Raw genomic sequence first — 17,669 nt, 5'->3', positions numbered from 1 at the left:
GCGGCATGCGCGACAATAGCGCCTGTTCTGAACTGCATGGACTCGAAGGAACGATGACAATCGCAACGCAGGAAATCCCCTCGGGCGGCACGATCCGTTGGGGAATCGTCGGGACGGGCCGCATTGCCCGTCGCTTCGCACAAGGTCTCGCTCATGTGCCGCACGCGCAACTGACCGCGCTGTGGTCACGCCGCGCGGAACCGGCCACGGCTTTCGCCGGTGAATTCGGCGGCGAAGTCTGCGCGAGTTTCGACGCGCTGCTCGCCAGCGGGATCGACGCGCTCTATATCGCCACCGTCCAGGACAGTCACGCCGACTACGCGATTGCCGCGCTGCAAGCCGGTCTGCACGTACTGTGCGAAAAACCCGCCACCATCAATCAGCCGCAGCTCGAGCGCGTGCTCGATGCCGCGCGCGCCGCGCAACGGCTGTTCATGGAGGCCATGAAGCCGCCCTTTTATCCGCTCTACAGAAAGTTGCGCGCGCATCTAGACGTCGATCCGATCGGCGCGGTCGGTCTGGTGCGAGCCGGCTGCTCGGTGCCGGGCGTGCCGGACGATCACCCGTCGCTGTCGTTCGAGCATGCGGGGGGCGCGCTGCTCGACATCGGCATCTACGAGATGTTTCTCGCCGTCGACTGGCTGGGCGCGCCTCGTGAGGTGCAAACGCTCGGGCGGCTCGGGGCGACCGGCGTCGATACGTTCGCGAGCCTGAACAGCCAGCACGAGGGCGGCATCGCCCAGTTGTTTTGCGGGCTCGATCTGCACGGCAAGGGTGATGCGCTGCTGATGGCCAAAGGGGGCCACGTCACGATTCACGAGCCGTGGTGGAATCCGTCGCGCGCGACCATCCGCTATGCCGATGGACGCGTGGTCGAACTCGACGAGCCGTTCGAAGGCGGCGGGCTGAACTACGAGACCGCGCACTTCTGTGAACTGATCAGGACGGGGCAACTGGAAAGCCCGGTGATGCCGCACAGCAAGTCGCTACAGATGATCGCGATGGCCGACGCGGCGCGCGCGGCGCTCGGGTTGAAGTTCGCGGGCGAATGAGGGCGCATTGAGCGTGCGTCGAGGCGTGCGAGCCCGTGCCGCCGCCATGCCATCTTGCGATCCCGCTATCGCAATCCGCCGCCGCTGTTGCCGCGTTGCACCCAGCAGCGGTGGTAGGATTTGCGCGGGCATGCGGAAAGAAAAACACTCCACGTGCCCGCTGCTTTCGAATTCCTTCCAATGGAGCCGCCTGCCATGCGCATGCTCGGAAAACTGTGGCGCGACAACAAGAGCCTCGTCGCGTTTCTCTTCTTGATGGTGCTGTTTCGCAGCGCCGTGGCCGACTGGAACGTCGTGCCGAGCGGCTCGATGCTGCCGACCATCCGCGAGGGCGACCGCATCTTCGTGGACAAGATGGCCTACGATCTGCGCGTGCCGCTCACGCACATCGCGATCGCGCATCTGCACGATCCGCAGCGCGGCGATATCGTGACGATCGATTCGTCGGCGGCGCATGAATTGATGGTCAAGCGTCTGATCGGCCTGCCCGGCGACAGCGTGGCGATGCGCGAGAACGTGCTGTACGTAAACGGCGTGCGCGCCGATTACCAGCCGCTGAAGTTCAAACCGCTGCCCGGCGACGCCGCGTCGCCCGGCGATTATCTGACCGAGCGCTTCGACGGCGTCGCGCATACCGTGCGGCTCGCGCCGCAAGCGCCGAGCCCGCGCGACTCGTTCGGGCCGGTGATCGTGCCGCCCGGCGAGTATCTGATGCTCGGCGACAATCGCGACGACAGCGCCGATTCGCGTTACTTCGGCTTCTTTCCGCGCAAGGAATTGATGGGGCGCACGCGTCACGTCGCGTTTTCGCTCGACCCGGATCACTATTACACGCCGCGCTTCGAGCGCTTCGGCGCGCCGCTGGATGCGGCGTCGCCGGTCGCCAGCCGTTAAGGCAGATGCACCACGGGCTCAGTGGCGCGACGGCAGCGCAAGGCGCCGTTCGTACCAGCGTTGCACGCTTTCGAGCACCTGGCACAGCACCCAGTAGATCGCGGCCGCGGCGAGATACAGCGGCAGCGGCTGATAGGTCGAGGCGATGATTTCCTGCGCGCTGCGCAGCAGTTCGGTCACGGTGATCACCGACACCAGCGAGGTGTCCTTGATCAGGCTGATCAGGCTGTTCGACAGACTCGGCACGGCAATGCGCAAGGCTTGCGGCGCGATCACGTAGCGCAGAGTCTGGCGGCGCGAGAGTCCGAGACTATAGGCGGCGAGCCACTGGCCCTTGTGAATGCCCAGGATCGCGCCGCGCATGCTCTCCGACAGATAGGCCGCCACATTCGCCGACAAGGCGATCACGCCGGCCGGCGTCGGATCGAGTGAAATGCCAAAACTCGGCAAGCCGTAATAGATCACGAAAATCTGCACCAGCAGCGGCGTGCCGCGCATCACGCTCACGTAAATGCGCGCGATCCAGTTCAGCACGCGGTTGTGGCTGACGCCCATCAACGCGAGCACGGCGCCGGCAATCAGGCCGAAGATCATCGACAGAACCGCGAACTTGACCGTCAGGACGGCGCCCTGCGCGAGCACAGGAAGCGATTGGACGAGCAGGGAAGTGGTGGACATGAGCGGTGGTCGGTTGGCGCGCAAAAGCGCACATCATAAACTTTGCTGCAAAAGCGCGAAGGGCGGCATCGCTGACGATGCCGCCCTTCGTTTCAGTCAGCGCGTCTTTACTTGATCGGCTTGCTGACGTCGATGCCGAACCACTTGTCCGAGATCTTCGAGAACGTGCCGTCCGCTTCGAGCTGGGTCATCGCGTCGTCGATCGCCTTGGCGAACTTCGGATTGCCCTTCCTGAACGGAATGCCAGACGGCGTGCCCGCGCCGACGTTGGCGCCGGTGCGCAGCGGCAACTGCGAGTTCTTCATCAGGTACGCGAGCATCAGGCGGTCGTTGAGCGCCGCATCCAGACGGCCGGCGGCCAGATCGCGCAGATACTCGGGCGCGCCCGGATACGTCTTCACGTCGATGCCCGGCACTGACTTGGCCATGTCCATGTAGTTCGTGCCCAGACCGACGCCGAGCTTCTTGCCCTTCAGGTCGTCGAGCGACTTGAACTGGCGCGTGTCGTCCTTACGCTGGATCAGTTGCGCGGCCGAGTACGTGTAGGCCGGCGAGAAGTCGAGCGCCTGCTTGCGCGCGTCGGTGATGCCGACCTGGTTGACGATCACGTCGAACTTGTTCGCCTGCAAACCGGCGATGATGCCGCTCCATTCGGTCGTGACGAATTCCGGCTTCACGCCGAGCTTGGCGGCCACGGCCTTGGCGATGTCGACGTCGTAGCCGACCAGTTCGCCCGACGGCGCTTTCGAATTGAACGGCGGGAAGGTGCCTTCGAGGCCGATGCGCAGCGTGCCGCGCTGTTTGACCTGATCGAGCAGGTCGTCGGCGTGGGCGGCGGCGGCGGTGAACGAAGCGCCGATCAGACCGGCGACGAGAATCTTTTTCAGCAAGCCAAATTTCATCGAGTTCCTTTTTGTTCGTCTGGCGTTTTAACAGACGAAAGCATAACAAAGCAGACTATCGAAACCAAAATACCGTTTGTTTATGTCTATATACCGGCGCGCCTCAGCGCGCCGCGCTCACTGAGGCCGCGCTTAGCGAAGCGCTTGTGCGCATTCGGCGATCAGCGCCGGTCCGCGGTAGATGAAGCCGGTATAGAGCTGCACCAGCGACGCGCCGGCCGCGATCTTGGCGCGCGCGTCGTCGCCGGAAAAAATCCCGCCGACGCCGATGATCGGCACAGCCTCGCCGACTTCCGCGCGCAGCCTGCGGATCACTTCATTCGACGCGTCGAACACCGGCTTGCCCGACAGGCCGCCGGCTTCGTCGCCGTATTGCATGCCGGCGACGGCCGTGCGCGAGAGCGTGGTGTTGGTGGCGATCACGCCTTCGAACTGATGGCGCAACAGCGTGTCGGCGATCGACTTGATCTGTTCGTCGTCGAGGTCCGGCGCGATCTTCAGCGCGAGCGGCACGAGCTTGCCGTGCATGTCGGCCAGGCGCTGCTGCTTCTCTTTGAGCGCCGCGAGCAGCGCGTCGAGTTCGCCGGCGCCTTGCAACTGGCGCAGATTCTTCGTATTCGGCGACGAGATATTGACCGTCACGTAGCTGGCGAACGGATACACGCGCTCGAGACAGTACAGATAGTCTTCGGCGGCGCGTTCGATCGGCGTGTCGGCGTTCTTGCCGATGTTCAGGCCGAGAATGCCGCGATAGCGCGCGGCCTGCACGTTTTTCACGAACTGGTCGACGCCCGCGTTGTTAAAGCCCATCCGGTTGATCACGGCGTTCGCCTGCGGCAGGCGGAACATGCGCGGCCGCGGATTGCCCGGTTGCGCGCGCGGCGTGACCGTGCCCACTTCGATGAAGCCGAAGCCGAGCGCGGCGAGGCCGTCTATGCAGGCGCCGTCCTTGTCGAGGCCCGCGGCGAGTCCCACCGGATTGCGGAACGTCAGCCCCATCACGGTGCGCGGCGCATCCGGCACGCGCGGCGCGAGCGCGCCGGCGAGGCCCGTGCGGCCGGCGGCGCCGAGCATGCGCAAGGTGAGGTGGTGAGCGTCTTCCGCGTCCATGCGAAAGAGTTGGGCGCGTACAAGCGGGTAGAGGGAACTGAACACGGGACGAAGCCGGGCGGCCGGAAAATGGGAACCCGCCATTTTACCGGCTTTGAGGCTTCAATGAGACCGACTGTCGGGATCGAGTCGCGGCCCGAGCGGGCCGCTGCTGCTACTGCCTTGCCATGTATGGCTTTGCTACGGCTTGAACGGCGCGCGCTTGCCCTGCATCGCCGGGTCGAGCGGCGGCAGGTCCACGTCCGTGGGATCGAGCACGCGCCAGGCGCCGTCGATCAAACCCTCGAGCGGCCGGAAATTCGCCTTGTACGCCATCTTCGGACTCTCGCGAATCCAGTAGCCGAGATACACGTAGGGCAGCTTGAGGCTGCGTGCCTGCTCGATCTGCCAATAGATGTTGTAGGTGCCGAAGCTCGTGTTCGGCAGCCCCGGCTCGAAAAACGTGTACACCGAGGAGAGCCCGTCGCCGAGGATGTCGATCATGCTGATCATGCGCAGAATGCCCGGCGCATTGGGCCGGTCCCGCAGCGGCTCGCGGAATTCGACCAGCCGCGAGTTGATCCGGCTCTGCAACAGGAACTGTTCATATTGGTCGCGGCTGTCGCGATCCATGCCGCCGCCCGCATGCCGCGCCGATTGATAGCGCATGTAGAGCGCGTAGTGCTCTTCGTCGTAGTGGAGCGGCGCGACGGTCGCGATCAGTTCGCCGTGTTTCTTCCAGACGCGGCGCTGCGTGCGGTTCGGCTCGAACTGGTCGACCGGCACGCGCACCGGCACACAGGCGCGGCAGCCGTCGCAATACGGCCGGTACGTGAACACGCCCGAGCGCCGGAAGCCGGCCTTGACGAGGTCGGTGTAGACGTCGGAGTTGATCAGGTGACTCGGGGTGGCGACTTGCGAGCGCGCGATGCGCCCGTCCAGATAACTGCAGGGATAGGGCGCTGTTGCATAAAATTGCAGCGCCGAAAGCGGGGAAAGAGGCAGCTCGTTGGGATGAGTCACGTTGGCAGCTCTCGAAGCATCTCTGGTAATGCAAACCCGGCGCCTTGCGGTGGACGACCCGCGGCTCGTGACCCGCGGCTCGGTAGGCGGCGGATCCGGATTCGGCCTGATTCTTCCTACGCCGCTGGCGCAACGACCTCGAGCAACGCGGTCTTGTCGAAGCGCCAGGGAATCGGCGGCGCCTCGACCGACGCGCGAACATGCGCGATGAACGCCTTGCGCGCTATCTCGCGACCGCCTAGCGACGCCAGATGCGACGTGTTCTGCTGGCAGTCTATCATTTCTATTTCGTGACGGCGTAAGTGTCCGACAAGCGCAGCCAGCGCCATTTTCGACGCATCCGTGACGTCCGCGAACATGGATTCGCCGAAGAACATTTTGCCGAACGACACGCCGTACAAACCGCCCACGCGCTTGCCTTCGAACCAGGTTTCGATGCTGTGCGCGTCGCCCACACGATGCAGCGACGAGTACGCTTCGACGACATCCGCGGTGATCCATGTGCCGCGCTGTCCACGTCGCGGCGCCTGCGCGCAGGCGCGCATCACTGCGGCGAAATCATGGTCGACGCGGATTTCCCACGCGTCTTCGCGCAGCACGCGCCTGAGCGTTTTGCGTAGCGACGGCGCCACTTTGAAGTCGGCGGGGCGCAGGACCATGCGCGGGTCGGGGCTCCACCACAACACCGGCTGGCCGTCCGAATACCACGGAAAGATGCCGCGCCGGTAGGCGTCGATCAGCCGCGACGGCAGCAGGTCGCCGCTGGCCGCGAGCAGGCCCGGCGCGCCGCTGGTCGCGCCGAGGGCGCGCTCGACGGGCGGGAACGGATCGTCAGGTCCGAGCCAGGGAACCATGCGCGCCGCTCAACCTTCGCGCAGCGAGCGGAAGATGTCGCCCGTGTGCAGGCCGAAGCTGCCGGCGGCGCGGTCGGCGAAAAAGAAACGCAGGGTCTGGCCGACGGTGGGAAAGGCAATCTCGTCCCAGGGGATTTCGTGTTCTTCGAAGAGCTTCACTTCGAGGCTTTCTTCGCCGGCGGCAATGTCGAGGTCGAGCAGGCGCGCCATATAGAACAGATGCACCTGATGCACGTGCGGCACGTTCAGCAGCGAGAAAAGGTTTTGCACTTCGACGCGCGCGCCGGCTTCTTCCAGCGTTTCGCGCGATGCCGCCTCGGCGGTCGTCTCACCCATTTCCATGAAGCCCGCGGGCAGCGTCCAGTAGCCGTAGCGCGGTTCGATTGCGCGACGGCACAGGAGCACTTTCTCGTCCCAGACCGGGACGGTGCCGACCACGTTGCGCGGATTCTGATAGTGCACCGTGCCGCAACTGCCGCATACGAAGCGCTCGCGGTTGTCGCCAGGCGGAATGCTCAGGCTGACGCCCTGGCCGCAGACAGAACAGAATTTCATAGGAAGGGGACGAGAAAGGGTGATAGGAGTTTATCACTGGCAAGCGGTTTTTCTCAGGCCGCAAAAATAGCGTCGCGCGGGATTCCGCGGGCAGTGAGGTCGGTGCCGAGGGGGCGTCCAAACTGCTCGCAAATGGCGCAATCATTTTGTTCGGAATCCGGAGTATCTTGCGCGCGAGGCTTGATCCGAGGGCGTGGATGGCGTCGTGGGTGGGGCGGATTTGCCGTCAGAACCGCTGCCGGAATCAGACTGGGGAAACGAGAAAAGCCGGGAATGCGCCACGCGCTATGAAATATTTGGAAAGAAAACAAAAAAGGCCTGCCGGTTGGGCAAGCCTTCAATGTTGTCTTCGACGTAGTCAACCAGCTTGGTGCACTTGGTTGCGGGGGTAGGATTTGAACCTACGACCTTCGGGTTATGAGCCCGACGAGCTGCCAGACTGCTCCACCCCGCGTCCGTCGAAGAAAAGATTATAGAACAAAGCCGATAGCTGTGCAATAGCTATTTAAGAACCGGCTTCAATCCGCGGGCCATGAATCTGCGCGCGGGCTCTGAAGGTCGCCGCACGCATCGCTCACGTCGCATGCCGGAAGGCCTGCGTAAGGCGCTGCGCTAGAATTCAGATTCCTCTCGCGACGCCGCCATGCACGCACGGCGGCGCACGCTCCACCCCTTACCTTGCTCTGAACTCCATGGATATCGCTCACGATCTGCAGGTGATTGCCGCTCAGGAACACGCGCTGGTGTTCCCACAATTCGATGCCGACCGCGCGTGGCAAGTCGGCGCCTATCTGCACGAGGTCGCCAAGGCGCGCGGTAATCCCCGTTGCGATCGACCTGCGCACCTTCGGTCAGCCGCTCTTCTTCAGTCTGCTCGACGGCGCGACGCCGGACAACGTCGATTGGGTGCGCCCGCAAGAGCAACACGGTTGCGCATTTCCGCCGCAGCTCGTACGCGATCGGCCTGAAGATGCAGCAGGCCGGCGGCACGCTCGCCGACAAGCACGGCTTACCTGCTACGGAGTACGCGTCGCATGGCGGCGCGTTTCCGCTGACGGTGGCGGGCGCGGGCGTGATCGGGTCGATCACGGTGTCGGGTCTGCCGCAGCGCGGCGATCATGAGCTGGTGGTGGAAGCGCTGTGCGCGCATCTCGGCCACGACTACAGCAAGCTCGCGCTTGCAAAGGCCTGAGGCGATGCGGCTGCCTCCTTATGCCTTGCTCGGCATCGCGATCGTGGCCGAAGTGATCGCGACGTCCGCGATGCGCGCGTCGGAGGGCTTCTCGCGGTTCCTGCCTTCAGCGGTGGTCGTGCTCGGCTACCGGCGTTGGCGTTCTATTGCCTGTCGCTCACGCTCAAGAGCATTTCCGGTCGGCATCGTCTACGCGGTGTGGTCCGGCGCCGGCATCGTGCTGATCACGCTCGTCGCGGTGCTGCTGTACCGGCAGGTGCCCGACGTGCCGGCCTTCATCGGGCTCGGGCTGATCATTGCCGGGGTTGCCGTGCTGAACATGTTTTCGAAAGATGCAGGCGCACTGAGCCGCCGCGCGAACCCAGGCGCCGCGGGCGCTTATTTGCAGCGCACGATCATCGAGCGGTTTTTCACGTTGGCCGAGACGACGTTCGTGACGCTGCCGCCGGCCGTGCCGCCTTCTCATTGTCTTTTCGACACGATGTCGTAGCCCGTCGCGCCGCATGCCTTGCCGGCCTGCACGTAGCAGGAGGCCCAGCTGGAAGCGGCGTCGGCGCCGCTGCAATTCACGGCGAAGCCGGTCTGGCCGTTTGGCAGATTGATCAGCGACGTGGTGTTCGACGATGCGCAGCCGGCGAGGCCCGCCGCGCCGAGCAGCACGGCGGCGGGAACGGCGGCTGACAGCGACGTCCGGCGAACCAGCGCAAACACTGCATTGGTTCGGAAGCGGTCGAGGCGGCCGGCGCGGCGCAGTTGCGTCATGAAATGCATCGTGTTGTTTCCTTTCAGATTGATATTCGGGCTTGCCACGTGGACCAGGAGCGCCTGTCGAGTCTCGCAAGACGTTCAGGGCGTTTCGATCGTAATGCCCGCCGCGCTGACCACCCGGCGGCTTTCCTCGCCCTCCTTGGTGGCCGCGTCTTCCCAGATGCTGATGGCTTTTGGAATGTCGATGCCGTGGCTTTCGGCGTAAGCAAACCATGTGTTCGCCGCCATCCGGCTCGGGCAATTCGTGGTTTTGCAGAAAATATTTTCCCATATTGCGCTCGCTGAACTCGAAAAGGCGTCGTCGCGGCAGCACGGACCGTGCCGATGATCCCGTTCGACCGGCGCGAACCGAACAAGTGCGATCGGGTCCGTCGCCGCGTGAGTCGGACAGAACTAATCGGCTCGCGAGGCGCCCTTACATACTGGTTGGCCGCGCGCCCGACGCGCGTGCTGCACCGGCCGCGCGGACGCAACCGGCGACATGAAGGTCAACGCACAGGCAGACGTATCGAACGCAGGTCCACGCGGCGTCCGCCTATGAATTGCAACGAGGAGAACGAATATGGCTGAAACGGGTCAGCGGCCCCTTACCGTGGTTATTACATCAGCGCCGCCGCGCGCCTCGTGCCGGCGGCCGTGGCCGACATGCCGGCCGCGGCCGCCGGCAGTGCGAGCGGGATCTACGTCGGCTCGGTGAGCCTGGCTGAACACGGTCCGGACGATCCTCACCGAATGGAAACCTTGCTTGAACTCGGCGACGGGCAGCGCTTCGGCAGCGAAGAGGAGGCGCTCGTCTTCGTCGAGCAGGCGGGCGCGCGATTACGTCGACCGCTTGTTGGGAGGCGCTTGATGGCAGTGAGTAAGGCGGAGCACAGCGTGACTGCGAACATCGACAATACCGCTGACGAAAGCGCTGCGGCAGGCTGGACCGCAATCCGGCCGCGCGAGTACCATATCGACGTTGTCCGGGGCCGGCCAGTTCTCGCCGGCGCCGGTTCCCTGCCGGATCTTTCTGATGAGGCGACCATGGAAATTCGGTTTCCCGCGGACGCGCCCGCTTACCGCGACTCGAATCTGACCGTTGTCTTTCCCCGCACTGGTGGACGGCGAGCCGGTGCCGTGCGCGATCTCGGTGGAAGCGCTCGAAGATCACTTCGGCGCCTACTCCGAGGACCTGGAAGGCTGGATGCGGGCGTTCGACGCCGGACGTCCGCGCATCGAAGCGGTCGCGCGCGAGCACTTGCAGATCAGCAACGGCACGCCCGTGCTGCTCAAGAGTGGCCACTTTCCGCCGGGCAACGTAGCGGGATAGTGGCGCTGCCACACCAGCGCCGTACCCGGACAGTGCTCGTATCCTCATTCACGCCGCGCTCGCGGCGCTTCTGTTCGCTCCTGCATTTGCCGATGCCGACTCACGCGCGGCATCGAACGCATGGCGGATGCCTTCTTCATACGACGTCCTGGCGATCGGGCCGATCAGTTCGGTCAACGCCGAGTCGTCGAGCACGACCGGTTCGGTCATCAGGTAATTCATCTCCACCAGTTCCCGCATCAACGGATTGAACAGGCCGAGGATGCGCAGCAGGTTTTGCCCGCCACCATCAGCTTCGGTTGGCGGCCCGCCAGCGCGTAGGCTTGCCGCGCCACTTCGCGCTGCGTGATGGTGCCCGCGCCGGCGAGGTGCCACCACCGTCCATACGCCTCGGGCGTGCGGGTGAGCTGTTCGACCACCGGTCCGATATCCGGCAGATAGATGAATTCATGTGGCACATCCACGGGGCCGATCACCTGCGCGCGTTTGCCGTTAGCCGCGGCTTCGAACACGCCGTTCAGCAGACTGCGTTCGATACCCGGACCGTAGAAGTCGGGCAGGCGCAGCACGAGGGTCGAGAGGCCGTCCTTGCCATGTGCGGCCAGCACCAGATTTTCCTGCGCGAGCCGCATTTGGCCCTTGAACGTATGCGGCTCACGCGGATGGTTTTTCGCGGATCGGATTGGCGCGGGCGCGGCCGTACGGATACACCGTGCCGATCAGAATGAGGCGCTCGACGCCCGCTGCCGTTACGCCGGCAAGCGTTCTCTCCATGAGCGGCGGATGCGCGGCGAACTGATCGTAGGGCACGCCGACCAGATAGATCACCGTCTGCAGGCCTTGCGACGCCGCGCGGATCGAAGCCGGGTCGTCCGGATTCCACGTGACGATCTCCGCGTGGGGATCGTGGCCGAACGCGGCCTCGAGCGGCTGGCGCGAGCGGCCGACTACCCGATAGTCGCGACCCGCCGCGCCGAGCGCCGCCGCGATGATCTGACCGGCCGCGCCCGCGGCGCCGAATAAACCCACCTTGCCTGTGACTTGCATGACGACTCCTTGAAGCGGCGCCGCATCGCGTCCGCATGAATTGCAACTGATGTTCGAAAATTTAATGAACACCGTTCAGTGAACAGTGTTCAGTTTAATTTGACTTTTCAGTTTGTCAACCCGAAAATGTTCGTCATGGGAATCGCCGAACGAAAGAACCGCCAGAAACAGGCACTGCGCGAACGCATCCTCGATGCCGCGCGGCGCATCGTGATGCGCGAAGGCTTTGCCGCGCTGTCCATGCGCAAAATCGCCGACGCCATCGAATATTCACCGGCCACGCTGTATCTGCACTTCGCAAGCCGCGATGAGATCGCGCAAGCGTTGTGCGCGGAGGGGTACGCGCAACTGCTGGAGACGTTCGTGCCGCTCGCGGGCATCGCCGATCCTGCCGAGCGGCTCAAGGCGCTCGGGCGGGCTTATGTGGCATTCGGCGTCGCGCATCCGGAAACGTACCGGCTCATCTTCATGGAAGATCCGAGCTACACCGGCGCGGCGTTGGGCGGCGCGGCGAAGGGTAAGGCGGTGGCAGGCGAGGACACTGGGATCACGGCGTCTGACGAGGCAAGCGGCGAAGCGGCCGCACCCGAGGACGATCCCGGCGAGGCCGCCTTGCACATCATGATTTCCGCGCTCGAAGAACTCAAAGCAGCGGGGCGTCTGTCGGCGTCGATGGATGTGGCGGTGTGGGCCGAGGCGTTCTGGGCGAACCTGCACGGCATCGTTGCCCTGAACCTCACGTGTCCCGTGTTTCCGAGCGCGCCGCTCGATACGGTGGTGGAGGTCGCGCTCGGCGCCTGGCTGGGCGCATCGCACGCAACGCAACCGCAGAGCACCAAGACCACCGCCGGCCCGCGCAAGAAAAAATCTCCTGATGTGCGCACCGAATCGTCGGAGGAGTTGGAGCCGGAACCAGACAACGAGCCCGCTGCTCAGCCTTCGGCCAAAAAATCGGCGAAGGCGGCGAGCAGTGTCAGCGTGCCCGCTCCCAGGCGCAAAGCCACGAGTGCGTGATAACGTTCAATTCCACCTCACTTTGCGCCGTTGCGCTTAGCTCTCCATGTCCATTTCCGCCTCGCCCGCCATCAGCGACGAAGTCGCGACTTACGTAGCCAACCGCATCGGTTTCATCGAACTGGAAAGGCCGAAGGCGCTCAACGCGCTGTCGACCGGCATGATTCGCGCGATGCACGCGGCGCTCGACCAGTGGCGCGAAGATCCGGACGTGCTCGCCGTCGTGGTGCGCAGCCAGCACCCGCGCGCGTTCTGCGCGGGCGGCGACATCCGCTTTCTCTACGAGTCGGCGCAGCGCGGCGAGCATGACGCGCGCGACACGTTTTTCATCGAGGAATACCGGCTCAACCACGCGATCTTTACCTATCCGAAGCCGTATATCGCGTTGATGAACGGCGTCGTGATGGGCGGCGGCATGGGCATTTCGCAGGGCGCGCATCGCACCGGCGGTCTGCGCGTCGTTACCGGTTCGATCAAGATGGCGATGCCCGAAACCCGCATCGGCCTCTTTCCCGATGTCGGCGCGGGCTGGTTTCTGGCCCGCACGCCGGGCGCGATCGGCCGCTATCTGGCCGTGACCGGCGAAACGATCGGCGCGGCCGACGCGCTCTACGCGGGTCTCGCCGACACCTACATCGATGACGCGGCCTTGCCCGCGCTGGTCGACACCTTGCGCGGCGAGCGGTTCGAGCGCGGCGCGGACGTGGTGGCGTGCATCGAACGCGAGACGCTTGCGCATCAGGTCGTGCCGCGACCGGAGGCGTCGTCGCTGGCGAACGCGCGTGCGTTGATCGATCGTCACTTCGCGTTGCCGGATGTCGCGCGGATTCTCGCGTCGCTTGAACGAGAGCGCAACGGCGGCGGCGCCGCCGATTGGGCCGAACAGATGATTGCGGTGTTGCGAGAACGTTCGCCGCTGTCGATGGCGGTGTCGCTGGAAGTGGTGACGCGCGCCGAGGGTTCGATGGCCGATGTGCTGCGTAGCGATCTCGATCTGACGCGCTCGAGCTTTCTGCACGGCGACACGATCGAAGGCATTCGCGCACGCATCATCGACAAGGACAACGCGCCGCGCTGGCGCTTTGCGCGCATCGAAGACGTGAACCCCGCCGAGGTGGAGAAGATGTTCGAGAGCCCGTGGCCGGCGAACGAACACCCGCTGCGGGATTTGCGCGGTTAAGGCGCGAGCGATTCCAGGTTCAGCATGCTATGCGGCCCTTGCCGGCGGCATAGCGTTGCGACTGACCCTGCGGCCAAGCGGCCAAGCCGCTCATTCCTCGTCTTCACTCGCCATGAACGCGCGCATGAACACCAGCGCGCCCCAGCCCCACATCGCATTCGCCGCGAACCCCACGGAGAGGCGCGGCAGCATGTTGCCGCTCGGCCAGATGCCGCGCAGCGGATCGATCACGAACACACTCGCCGCCGTCAACGCAATGCCGCCGAACACGAAAGCCGGCACCCACGGCGCACGCCGATGCGGCGCGACGCGCAAGAGCCACGCCATCAGCACGGCCCAGAACGCGCTCCAGATCGCATTGGCGATGAACTCAGGCAACCCGAGCGGTAAAAACGGCGCGGTCGAAAAACCGGTCGGGTCGATCATCCCGGCTGCATGCAGCAGCGCCAGCGTCGATTCGTGAAAGAACAGGGAAGCCAGAAAACCGGCGACGAACGGCAGGATGAGTTTTTGCATGCATTGCACCGCCAGGGTACAGGCGGCGTGGTTCGCATGGCCTGTACCGGGATTATTGGAAACGTGCGCCATTATATATAGTGACCCTGCCTTTCCAGCGTGCACAACGCGCAACATCCGTATGCTTTAGCGTCGGGCTAATCACGAAAGTGGAAAACCTAAGCTAAAAAAAATCGTTCAAAAGCCGCAGCCCGATCCATAGACTGTTTCTCCATGCAGACGGTGTTTGCCGCCGTCGCCGTTTAATCGAGCGCATGACGCGCACGTTTGGTCGAGGGAAGCCGTCGCGATGTCCTGCCTGATGCCGATCTTCACCCGCCACATGGCGCCCGCGCTCCGGTGGGTCCGCTGTCGCCGCTAACCAGCGCCGCTACCGAATTTTTTCCGCCTCTTTGCGATGCACCGTCCGGCTGTGTGCCGGATGGATGCGCGCGGCCGGCGTGTGCGCGAACGCTCGACGCACCGTCTTCATTCAATCCAGTTTCGACCATGCAGGAGCAGCAAATGAATGTGTTCTGGTTCATTCCGACTCACGGCGACAGCCGCTATCTCGGTACGTCCCAAGGCGCACGCGCAGCCGATTACGACTATTTCCAGCAGATCGCCGTCGCTGCCGATACGCTCGGCTACGAGGGCGTGCTGCTGCCGACGGGCCGCTCGTGCGAGGACGCATGGGTCGTCGCGTCGAGCCTGATCGCCGCGACCAAACGCCTGAAGTTTCTGGTGGCGATCCGCCCTGGCATTTCGTCGCCGGGATTGGCCGCGCGCATGGCGGCGACCTTCGACCGCCTGTCGAACGGGCGTCTGCTGATCAATGTCGTGACGGGCGGCGACGCGGCCGAACTGGAAGGCGACGGCGTGTTCGTCGACCACGACACGCGCTATGAAATCACCGACGAATTCCTGCACATCTGGCGCAAGCTGCTGGCCGCCTCGCACACCAACGACGCGATCGATTTCGAAGGCAAGCATCTGAGTTCGAAGGGCGGCAAGGCGTTGTATCCGCCCGTGCAGAACCCGCATCCGCCGCTGTGGTTCGGTGGTTCGTCGCCGGCCGCGCACGACATGGCGGGCGAGCATATCGATACCTATCTCACGTGGGGCGAGCCGCCCGCAGCGGTGGCGAAGAAAATCGCCGATATTCGCGCGCGCGCCGCGGCGCATGGCCGCCAGATCAAGTTCGGGATTCGTCTGCACGTGATCGTGCGCGAGACGGAAGAAGAAGCGTGGGCCGCCGCCGACAAGCTGATTAGTAAGCTCGACGACGAAACCATCACGCGCGCCCAGGCCTCGTTTTCGAAGATGGACTCCGAGGGTCAGCGCCGCATGGCCGCGCTGCACGGCGGCAAGCGCGGCGGCCGCGCGGAGCTCGAGGTTTATCCGAATCTGTGGGCGGGCGTCGGCCTCGTGCGAGGCGGCGCGGGCACGGCGCTGGTCGGCAGCCCGGAGCAGGTGGCGGCGCGCATGAAGGAGTACGCCGAGCTCGGCATCGACACCTTCATTCTGTCGGGCTATCCGCATCTGGAAGAGTCGTATCGCTTCGCCGAGCTGGTGTTTCCGCTGCTGCCGAACCGTCAGAACAAGGTGTCGAGTGGACCGCTGTCGGGGCCGTTCGGCGAGATCGTCGGCAACAACTATCTGCCGAAGGCGGCGAGTTCGAGCTGAACTCGCGTGTTGTGAGCAGCAGGCATCACCACCGATAAGCAATGAGGAACGCAAGCATGGCTCAATCCACTGTGAGCGCCGGGCAGCACGAAGGCGCCGAGGCCGGCGTGGCTTTGAACACGTTGCGCCGGATCGGCGCGCATCTCGCGCCGTGGCTCGCGCCGCTCGCGATTCTGCTGGCCTGGGAATTCGCCGCGAGGAGCGGCGTGCTGTCGACGCGCGTGCTCCCTGAACCGCTCGCGGTCGTGAAGGCCGCGTGGTCGCTGATCCAGTCCGGCGAAATGTGGGCGGACGTGAAGGTCAGCACGTGGCGCGCGGTGTCGGGTTTCGCGATTGGCGGCGGTATCGGCCTCGTGCTTGGACTCGCGACGGGTCTGTTCAAACCCGCCGAGATCGCGCTCGACTCGACCGTGCAGATGATCCGCAACATCCCGGCGCTGGCGATGATTCCGCTCGTGATTCTGTGGTTCGGCATCGAGGAGCAGGCGAAGGTGTTTCTCGTCGCGCTGGGCGTGTTTTTCCCGATCTACGTGAACACTTTTCACGGCATTCGTTCGGTCGACGCCAACCTGATCGAAATGGCGCGCAGTTATGGCGTAAAGGGTTTCGCGCTGTACCGGCACGTGATTCTGCCGGGCGCGTTGCCCTCGATTCTGGTCGGCGTGCGCTTCGCGTTCGGGCTGATGTGGGTCACGCTGATCGTCGCCGAAACCATTTCCGCGCAATCGGGCATCGGCTACATGACGATGAACGCGCGCGAATTCCTGCAAACCGATGTGGTGGTGGTCGGCATTCTGCTCTACGCAGCGCTCGGCAAACTCGCCGACGTGCTGGCCAAGAGTCTCGAGCGCGTCTCGCTGCGCTGGCACCCGGCCTATCAACGAGGAGCGAAATCATGAGCGCAACGACCTTGTCCGCGTCGTTCGGCGGGATTGCCGGCAGCGATCTCGAAGCCGAGTTGGCGCAAGCGCGCACCGTCGATCATGACGCGCATGAAGCCGCTGACCGCGAATATGCCGATGCAGCGCACCATCATCAGGCGCGTGTCGATACGGCGCTGTCGGCCGGCACGCTCGCGCGCAACGACGCCCGCCGCGCCGAGGATTATTCGGTGGAATTGCGCGGCGTCGGCAAACGTTATGGCGAGCGCCAGGTGCTGTCCGATTTCAATCTGTCGATCGAACGCGGCAGTTTCGTGGCGATCGTCGGCCGCAGCGGCTGCGGGAAGTCGACCTTGCTGCGGCTCGTCGCCGGTCTGGAAAAGACCACTTCGGGCGTGCTCGAAAAGCGCACCGAGGAAGGCGGCCCGCTCGACACCCGCATCATGTTTCAGGACGCGCGTCTGCTGCCCTGGAAGAGCGTCCTGCAAAACGTGATGCTCGGCCTCGGCCGCAGCGCCCGTGAGGACGCCCGCGCCGTACTCGCCGAAGTCGGCTTGCTGGAGCGCGCCAACGACTGGCCCGCGCAGCTTTCCGGCGGTCAGCGTCAGCGGGTGGCGCTGGCGCGGGCGCTCGTGCACCGGCCGCAATTGCTGTTGCTCGACGAGCCGCTCGGCGCGCTCGATGCGCTGACGCGCATTGAAATGCACGCGCTGATCGAGCGGTTGTGGCGCGAGCATCAATTTACCGCGCTGCTGGTCACGCACGACGTGCATGAAGCCGTGGCGCTCGGCGACCGGATCCTGCTGATCGAAGAAGGGCGCATCGCGCTCGATCAGCCGGTGCCGCTGGCGCGTCCGCGGGCACGCGCGTCGGCCGGTTTTGCCGCGCTCGAAGAACATGTGCTGCAACGCGTACTGAAGACGGCGCCGAATGACGACGCGCTGTCCCATCGCGCATACGACGCACGTGACGAAGGCCGTCTCAGGCGACCGACGGAAGTTCGCTGGGCCGTTTGACATTGCTTGACTGACTGTTTCTAAATCGCTT

The 17,669-nt window shown here is 64.5% G+C and carries 14 protein-coding genes, 1 tRNA gene and 7 pseudogenes; 11 read left to right on the top strand and 11 right to left on the bottom strand.

Annotated features, from left to right (window positions below; translation table 11 throughout):
- Positions 1-53 precede the first annotated feature (53 nt).
- Together B0G74_RS11410 and lepB are read left to right on the top strand one after the other, a co-directional pair.
- Positions 54-1,052, top strand: coding sequence for a Gfo/Idh/MocA family oxidoreductase (locus B0G74_RS11410; RefSeq protein WP_132374881.1), 999 nt, complete (start codon positions 54-56; stop codon positions 1,050-1,052).
- 195 nt (positions 1,053-1,247) lie between these two features.
- Positions 1,248-1,946: a signal peptidase I gene (gene lepB, locus B0G74_RS11405; RefSeq protein ID WP_132374880.1), complete on the top strand. Its 699-nt coding sequence runs from the start codon at positions 1,248-1,250 to the stop codon at positions 1,944-1,946.
- 18 nt (positions 1,947-1,964) lie between these two features.
- Here lepB and B0G74_RS11400 read toward each other — a convergent pair whose 3' ends face one another.
- From B0G74_RS11400 to B0G74_RS11370, 7 genes are all read right to left on the bottom strand, one after another.
- Positions 1,965-2,624, bottom strand: a complete 660-nt coding sequence (locus B0G74_RS11400) for an amino acid ABC transporter permease (RefSeq protein ID WP_132374879.1) — start codon at positions 2,622-2,624, stop codon at positions 1,965-1,967.
- A 107-nt stretch (positions 2,625-2,731) separates the two neighbouring features.
- On the bottom strand, positions 2,732-3,526 hold the full coding sequence (locus B0G74_RS11395) for a cystine ABC transporter substrate-binding protein (RefSeq protein WP_132374878.1): 795 nt from the start codon (positions 3,524-3,526) through the stop codon (positions 2,732-2,734).
- Positions 3,527-3,658: 132 nt separating this feature from the next.
- Complete coding sequence (locus B0G74_RS11390; protein ID WP_132374877.1) at positions 3,659-4,720, bottom strand: quinone-dependent dihydroorotate dehydrogenase; 1,062 nt, start codon at positions 4,718-4,720, stop codon at positions 3,659-3,661.
- A gap of 96 nt (positions 4,721-4,816) precedes the next feature.
- A complete protein-coding gene (locus tag B0G74_RS11385; protein ID WP_132374876.1) occupies positions 4,817-5,638 on the bottom strand; it encodes an arginyltransferase in 822 nt (273 codons plus the stop codon).
- A 116-nt stretch (positions 5,639-5,754) separates the two neighbouring features.
- Positions 5,755-6,492 carry a leucyl/phenylalanyl-tRNA--protein transferase gene (gene aat / locus B0G74_RS11380; protein WP_132374875.1) on the bottom strand — a complete coding sequence of 246 codons (738 nt, stop codon included), beginning with the start codon at positions 6,490-6,492 and terminating at the stop codon, positions 5,755-5,757.
- Positions 6,493-6,501: 9 nt separating this feature from the next.
- Positions 6,502-7,047, bottom strand: a complete 546-nt coding sequence (locus B0G74_RS11375; RefSeq protein ID WP_132374874.1) for an NUDIX hydrolase — start codon at positions 7,045-7,047, stop codon at positions 6,502-6,504.
- 377 nt (positions 7,048-7,424) lie between these two features.
- Positions 7,425-7,501: transfer RNA gene (locus tag B0G74_RS11370), tRNA-Met, on the bottom strand.
- A 238-nt stretch (positions 7,502-7,739) separates the two neighbouring features.
- Here B0G74_RS11370 and B0G74_RS11365 point away from each other — a divergent pair.
- Positions 7,740-8,239, top strand: a pseudogene (locus B0G74_RS11365) (heme-degrading domain-containing protein).
- Positions 8,166-8,522: pseudogene (locus tag B0G74_RS11360) on the top strand (multidrug efflux SMR transporter); the annotation flags it as partial. The pseudogenes B0G74_RS11365 and B0G74_RS11360, both read left to right, overlap by 74 nt.
- Positions 8,523-8,617: 95 nt before the next feature.
- Here B0G74_RS11360 and B0G74_RS11355 read toward each other — a convergent pair.
- Both B0G74_RS11355 and B0G74_RS11350 read right to left on the bottom strand, forming a co-directional pair.
- A pseudogene (locus B0G74_RS11355) lies at positions 8,618-9,010 on the bottom strand (hypothetical protein).
- 75 nt (positions 9,011-9,085) lie between these two features.
- A pseudogene (locus B0G74_RS11350) lies at positions 9,086-9,278 on the bottom strand (hypothetical protein).
- Between the two features lie 332 nt (positions 9,279-9,610).
- Between B0G74_RS11350 and B0G74_RS46550 the strand changes: the two are divergent.
- Positions 9,611-9,857 (top strand): annotated as a pseudogene (locus B0G74_RS46550) (hypothetical protein).
- Positions 9,858-10,033: 176 nt separating this feature from the next.
- Positions 10,034-10,319, top strand: a pseudogene (locus B0G74_RS11340) (DUF1488 domain-containing protein).
- Positions 10,320-10,367: 48 nt separating this feature from the next.
- Here B0G74_RS11340 and B0G74_RS11335 read toward each other — a convergent pair.
- Positions 10,368-11,366, bottom strand: a pseudogene (locus B0G74_RS11335) (NAD-dependent epimerase/dehydratase family protein).
- Between the two features lie 135 nt (positions 11,367-11,501).
- Here B0G74_RS11335 and B0G74_RS11330 point away from each other — a divergent pair.
- A complete protein-coding gene (locus tag B0G74_RS11330) occupies positions 11,502-12,380 on the top strand; it encodes a TetR/AcrR family transcriptional regulator (RefSeq protein WP_132374871.1) in 879 nt (292 codons plus the stop codon).
- A gap of 46 nt (positions 12,381-12,426) precedes the next feature.
- Positions 12,427-13,560, top strand: a complete 1,134-nt coding sequence (locus B0G74_RS11325) for an enoyl-CoA hydratase/isomerase family protein (protein ID WP_132374870.1) — start codon at positions 12,427-12,429, stop codon at positions 13,558-13,560.
- A 90-nt stretch (positions 13,561-13,650) separates the two neighbouring features.
- Here B0G74_RS11325 and B0G74_RS11320 read toward each other — a convergent pair whose 3' ends face one another.
- Positions 13,651-14,076 (bottom strand): hypothetical protein, encoded by a 426-nt coding sequence (locus B0G74_RS11320; RefSeq protein ID WP_132374869.1) that lies wholly within the window; start codon positions 14,074-14,076, stop codon positions 13,651-13,653.
- A gap of 504 nt (positions 14,077-14,580) precedes the next feature.
- Here B0G74_RS11320 and ssuD point away from each other — a divergent pair.
- The 3 genes from ssuD to B0G74_RS11305 are packed head-to-tail and all read left to right on the top strand — an operon-like array spanning position 14,581 to position 17,638.
- Entirely contained in the window at positions 14,581-15,741 is a 1,161-nt protein-coding gene (gene ssuD, locus B0G74_RS11315; protein ID WP_132374868.1) for an FMNH2-dependent alkanesulfonate monooxygenase, read from the top strand.
- A 56-nt stretch (positions 15,742-15,797) separates the two neighbouring features.
- Positions 15,798-16,640: an aliphatic sulfonate ABC transporter permease SsuC gene (gene ssuC / locus B0G74_RS11310; RefSeq protein ID WP_132374867.1), complete on the top strand. Its 843-nt coding sequence runs from the start codon at positions 15,798-15,800 to the stop codon at positions 16,638-16,640.
- A complete protein-coding gene (locus tag B0G74_RS11305; protein ID WP_132374866.1) occupies positions 16,637-17,638 on the top strand; it encodes an ATP-binding cassette domain-containing protein in 1,002 nt (333 codons plus the stop codon). Before ssuC ends, B0G74_RS11305 begins: the two co-directional genes overlap by 4 nt.
- The last annotated feature ends 31 nt before the right edge of the window (positions 17,639-17,669 follow it).

The sequence above is a fragment of the Paraburkholderia sp. BL9I2N2 genome, from assembly GCF_004339745.1.
Lineage (GTDB): Bacteria > Pseudomonadota > Gammaproteobacteria > Burkholderiales > Burkholderiaceae > Paraburkholderia.
The sequence above is the reverse complement of the archived record's forward strand: the minus strand, read 5'-3'. Positions and strand labels throughout refer to the sequence as shown.

What these genes read in the sequence shown, in the direction of transcription:
- B0G74_RS11410 (WP_132374881.1), top strand. Translation starts at nt 54, where the DNA reads ATGACAATCGCAACGCAGGAAATCCCCTCGGGCGGCACGATCCGTTGG.
- lepB (WP_132374880.1), top strand. Translation starts at nt 1,248, where the DNA reads ATGCGCATGCTCGGAAAACTGTGGCGCGACAACAAGAGCCTCGTCGCG.
- B0G74_RS11400 (WP_132374879.1), bottom strand. Translation starts at nt 2,624, where the DNA reads ATGTCCACCACTTCCCTGCTCGTCCAATCGCTTCCTGTGCTCGCGCAG.
- B0G74_RS11395 (WP_132374878.1), bottom strand. Translation starts at nt 3,526, where the DNA reads ATGAAATTTGGCTTGCTGAAAAAGATTCTCGTCGCCGGTCTGATCGGC.
- B0G74_RS11390 (WP_132374877.1), bottom strand. Translation starts at nt 4,720, where the DNA reads ATGGCGGGTTCCCATTTTCCGGCCGCCCGGCTTCGTCCCGTGTTCAGT.
- aat (WP_132374875.1), bottom strand. Translation starts at nt 6,492, where the DNA reads ATGGTTCCCTGGCTCGGACCTGACGATCCGTTCCCGCCCGTCGAGCGC.
- B0G74_RS11375 (WP_132374874.1), bottom strand. Translation starts at nt 7,047, where the DNA reads ATGAAATTCTGTTCTGTCTGCGGCCAGGGCGTCAGCCTGAGCATTCCG.
- B0G74_RS11330 (WP_132374871.1), top strand. Translation starts at nt 11,502, where the DNA reads ATGGGAATCGCCGAACGAAAGAACCGCCAGAAACAGGCACTGCGCGAA.
- B0G74_RS11325 (WP_132374870.1), top strand. Translation starts at nt 12,427, where the DNA reads ATGTCCATTTCCGCCTCGCCCGCCATCAGCGACGAAGTCGCGACTTAC.
- B0G74_RS11320 (WP_132374869.1), bottom strand. Translation starts at nt 14,076, where the DNA reads ATGCAAAAACTCATCCTGCCGTTCGTCGCCGGTTTTCTGGCTTCCCTG.
- ssuD (WP_132374868.1), top strand. Translation starts at nt 14,581, where the DNA reads ATGAATGTGTTCTGGTTCATTCCGACTCACGGCGACAGCCGCTATCTC.
- ssuC (WP_132374867.1), top strand. Translation starts at nt 15,798, where the DNA reads ATGGCTCAATCCACTGTGAGCGCCGGGCAGCACGAAGGCGCCGAGGCC.
- B0G74_RS11305 (WP_132374866.1), top strand. Translation starts at nt 16,637, where the DNA reads ATGAGCGCAACGACCTTGTCCGCGTCGTTCGGCGGGATTGCCGGCAGC.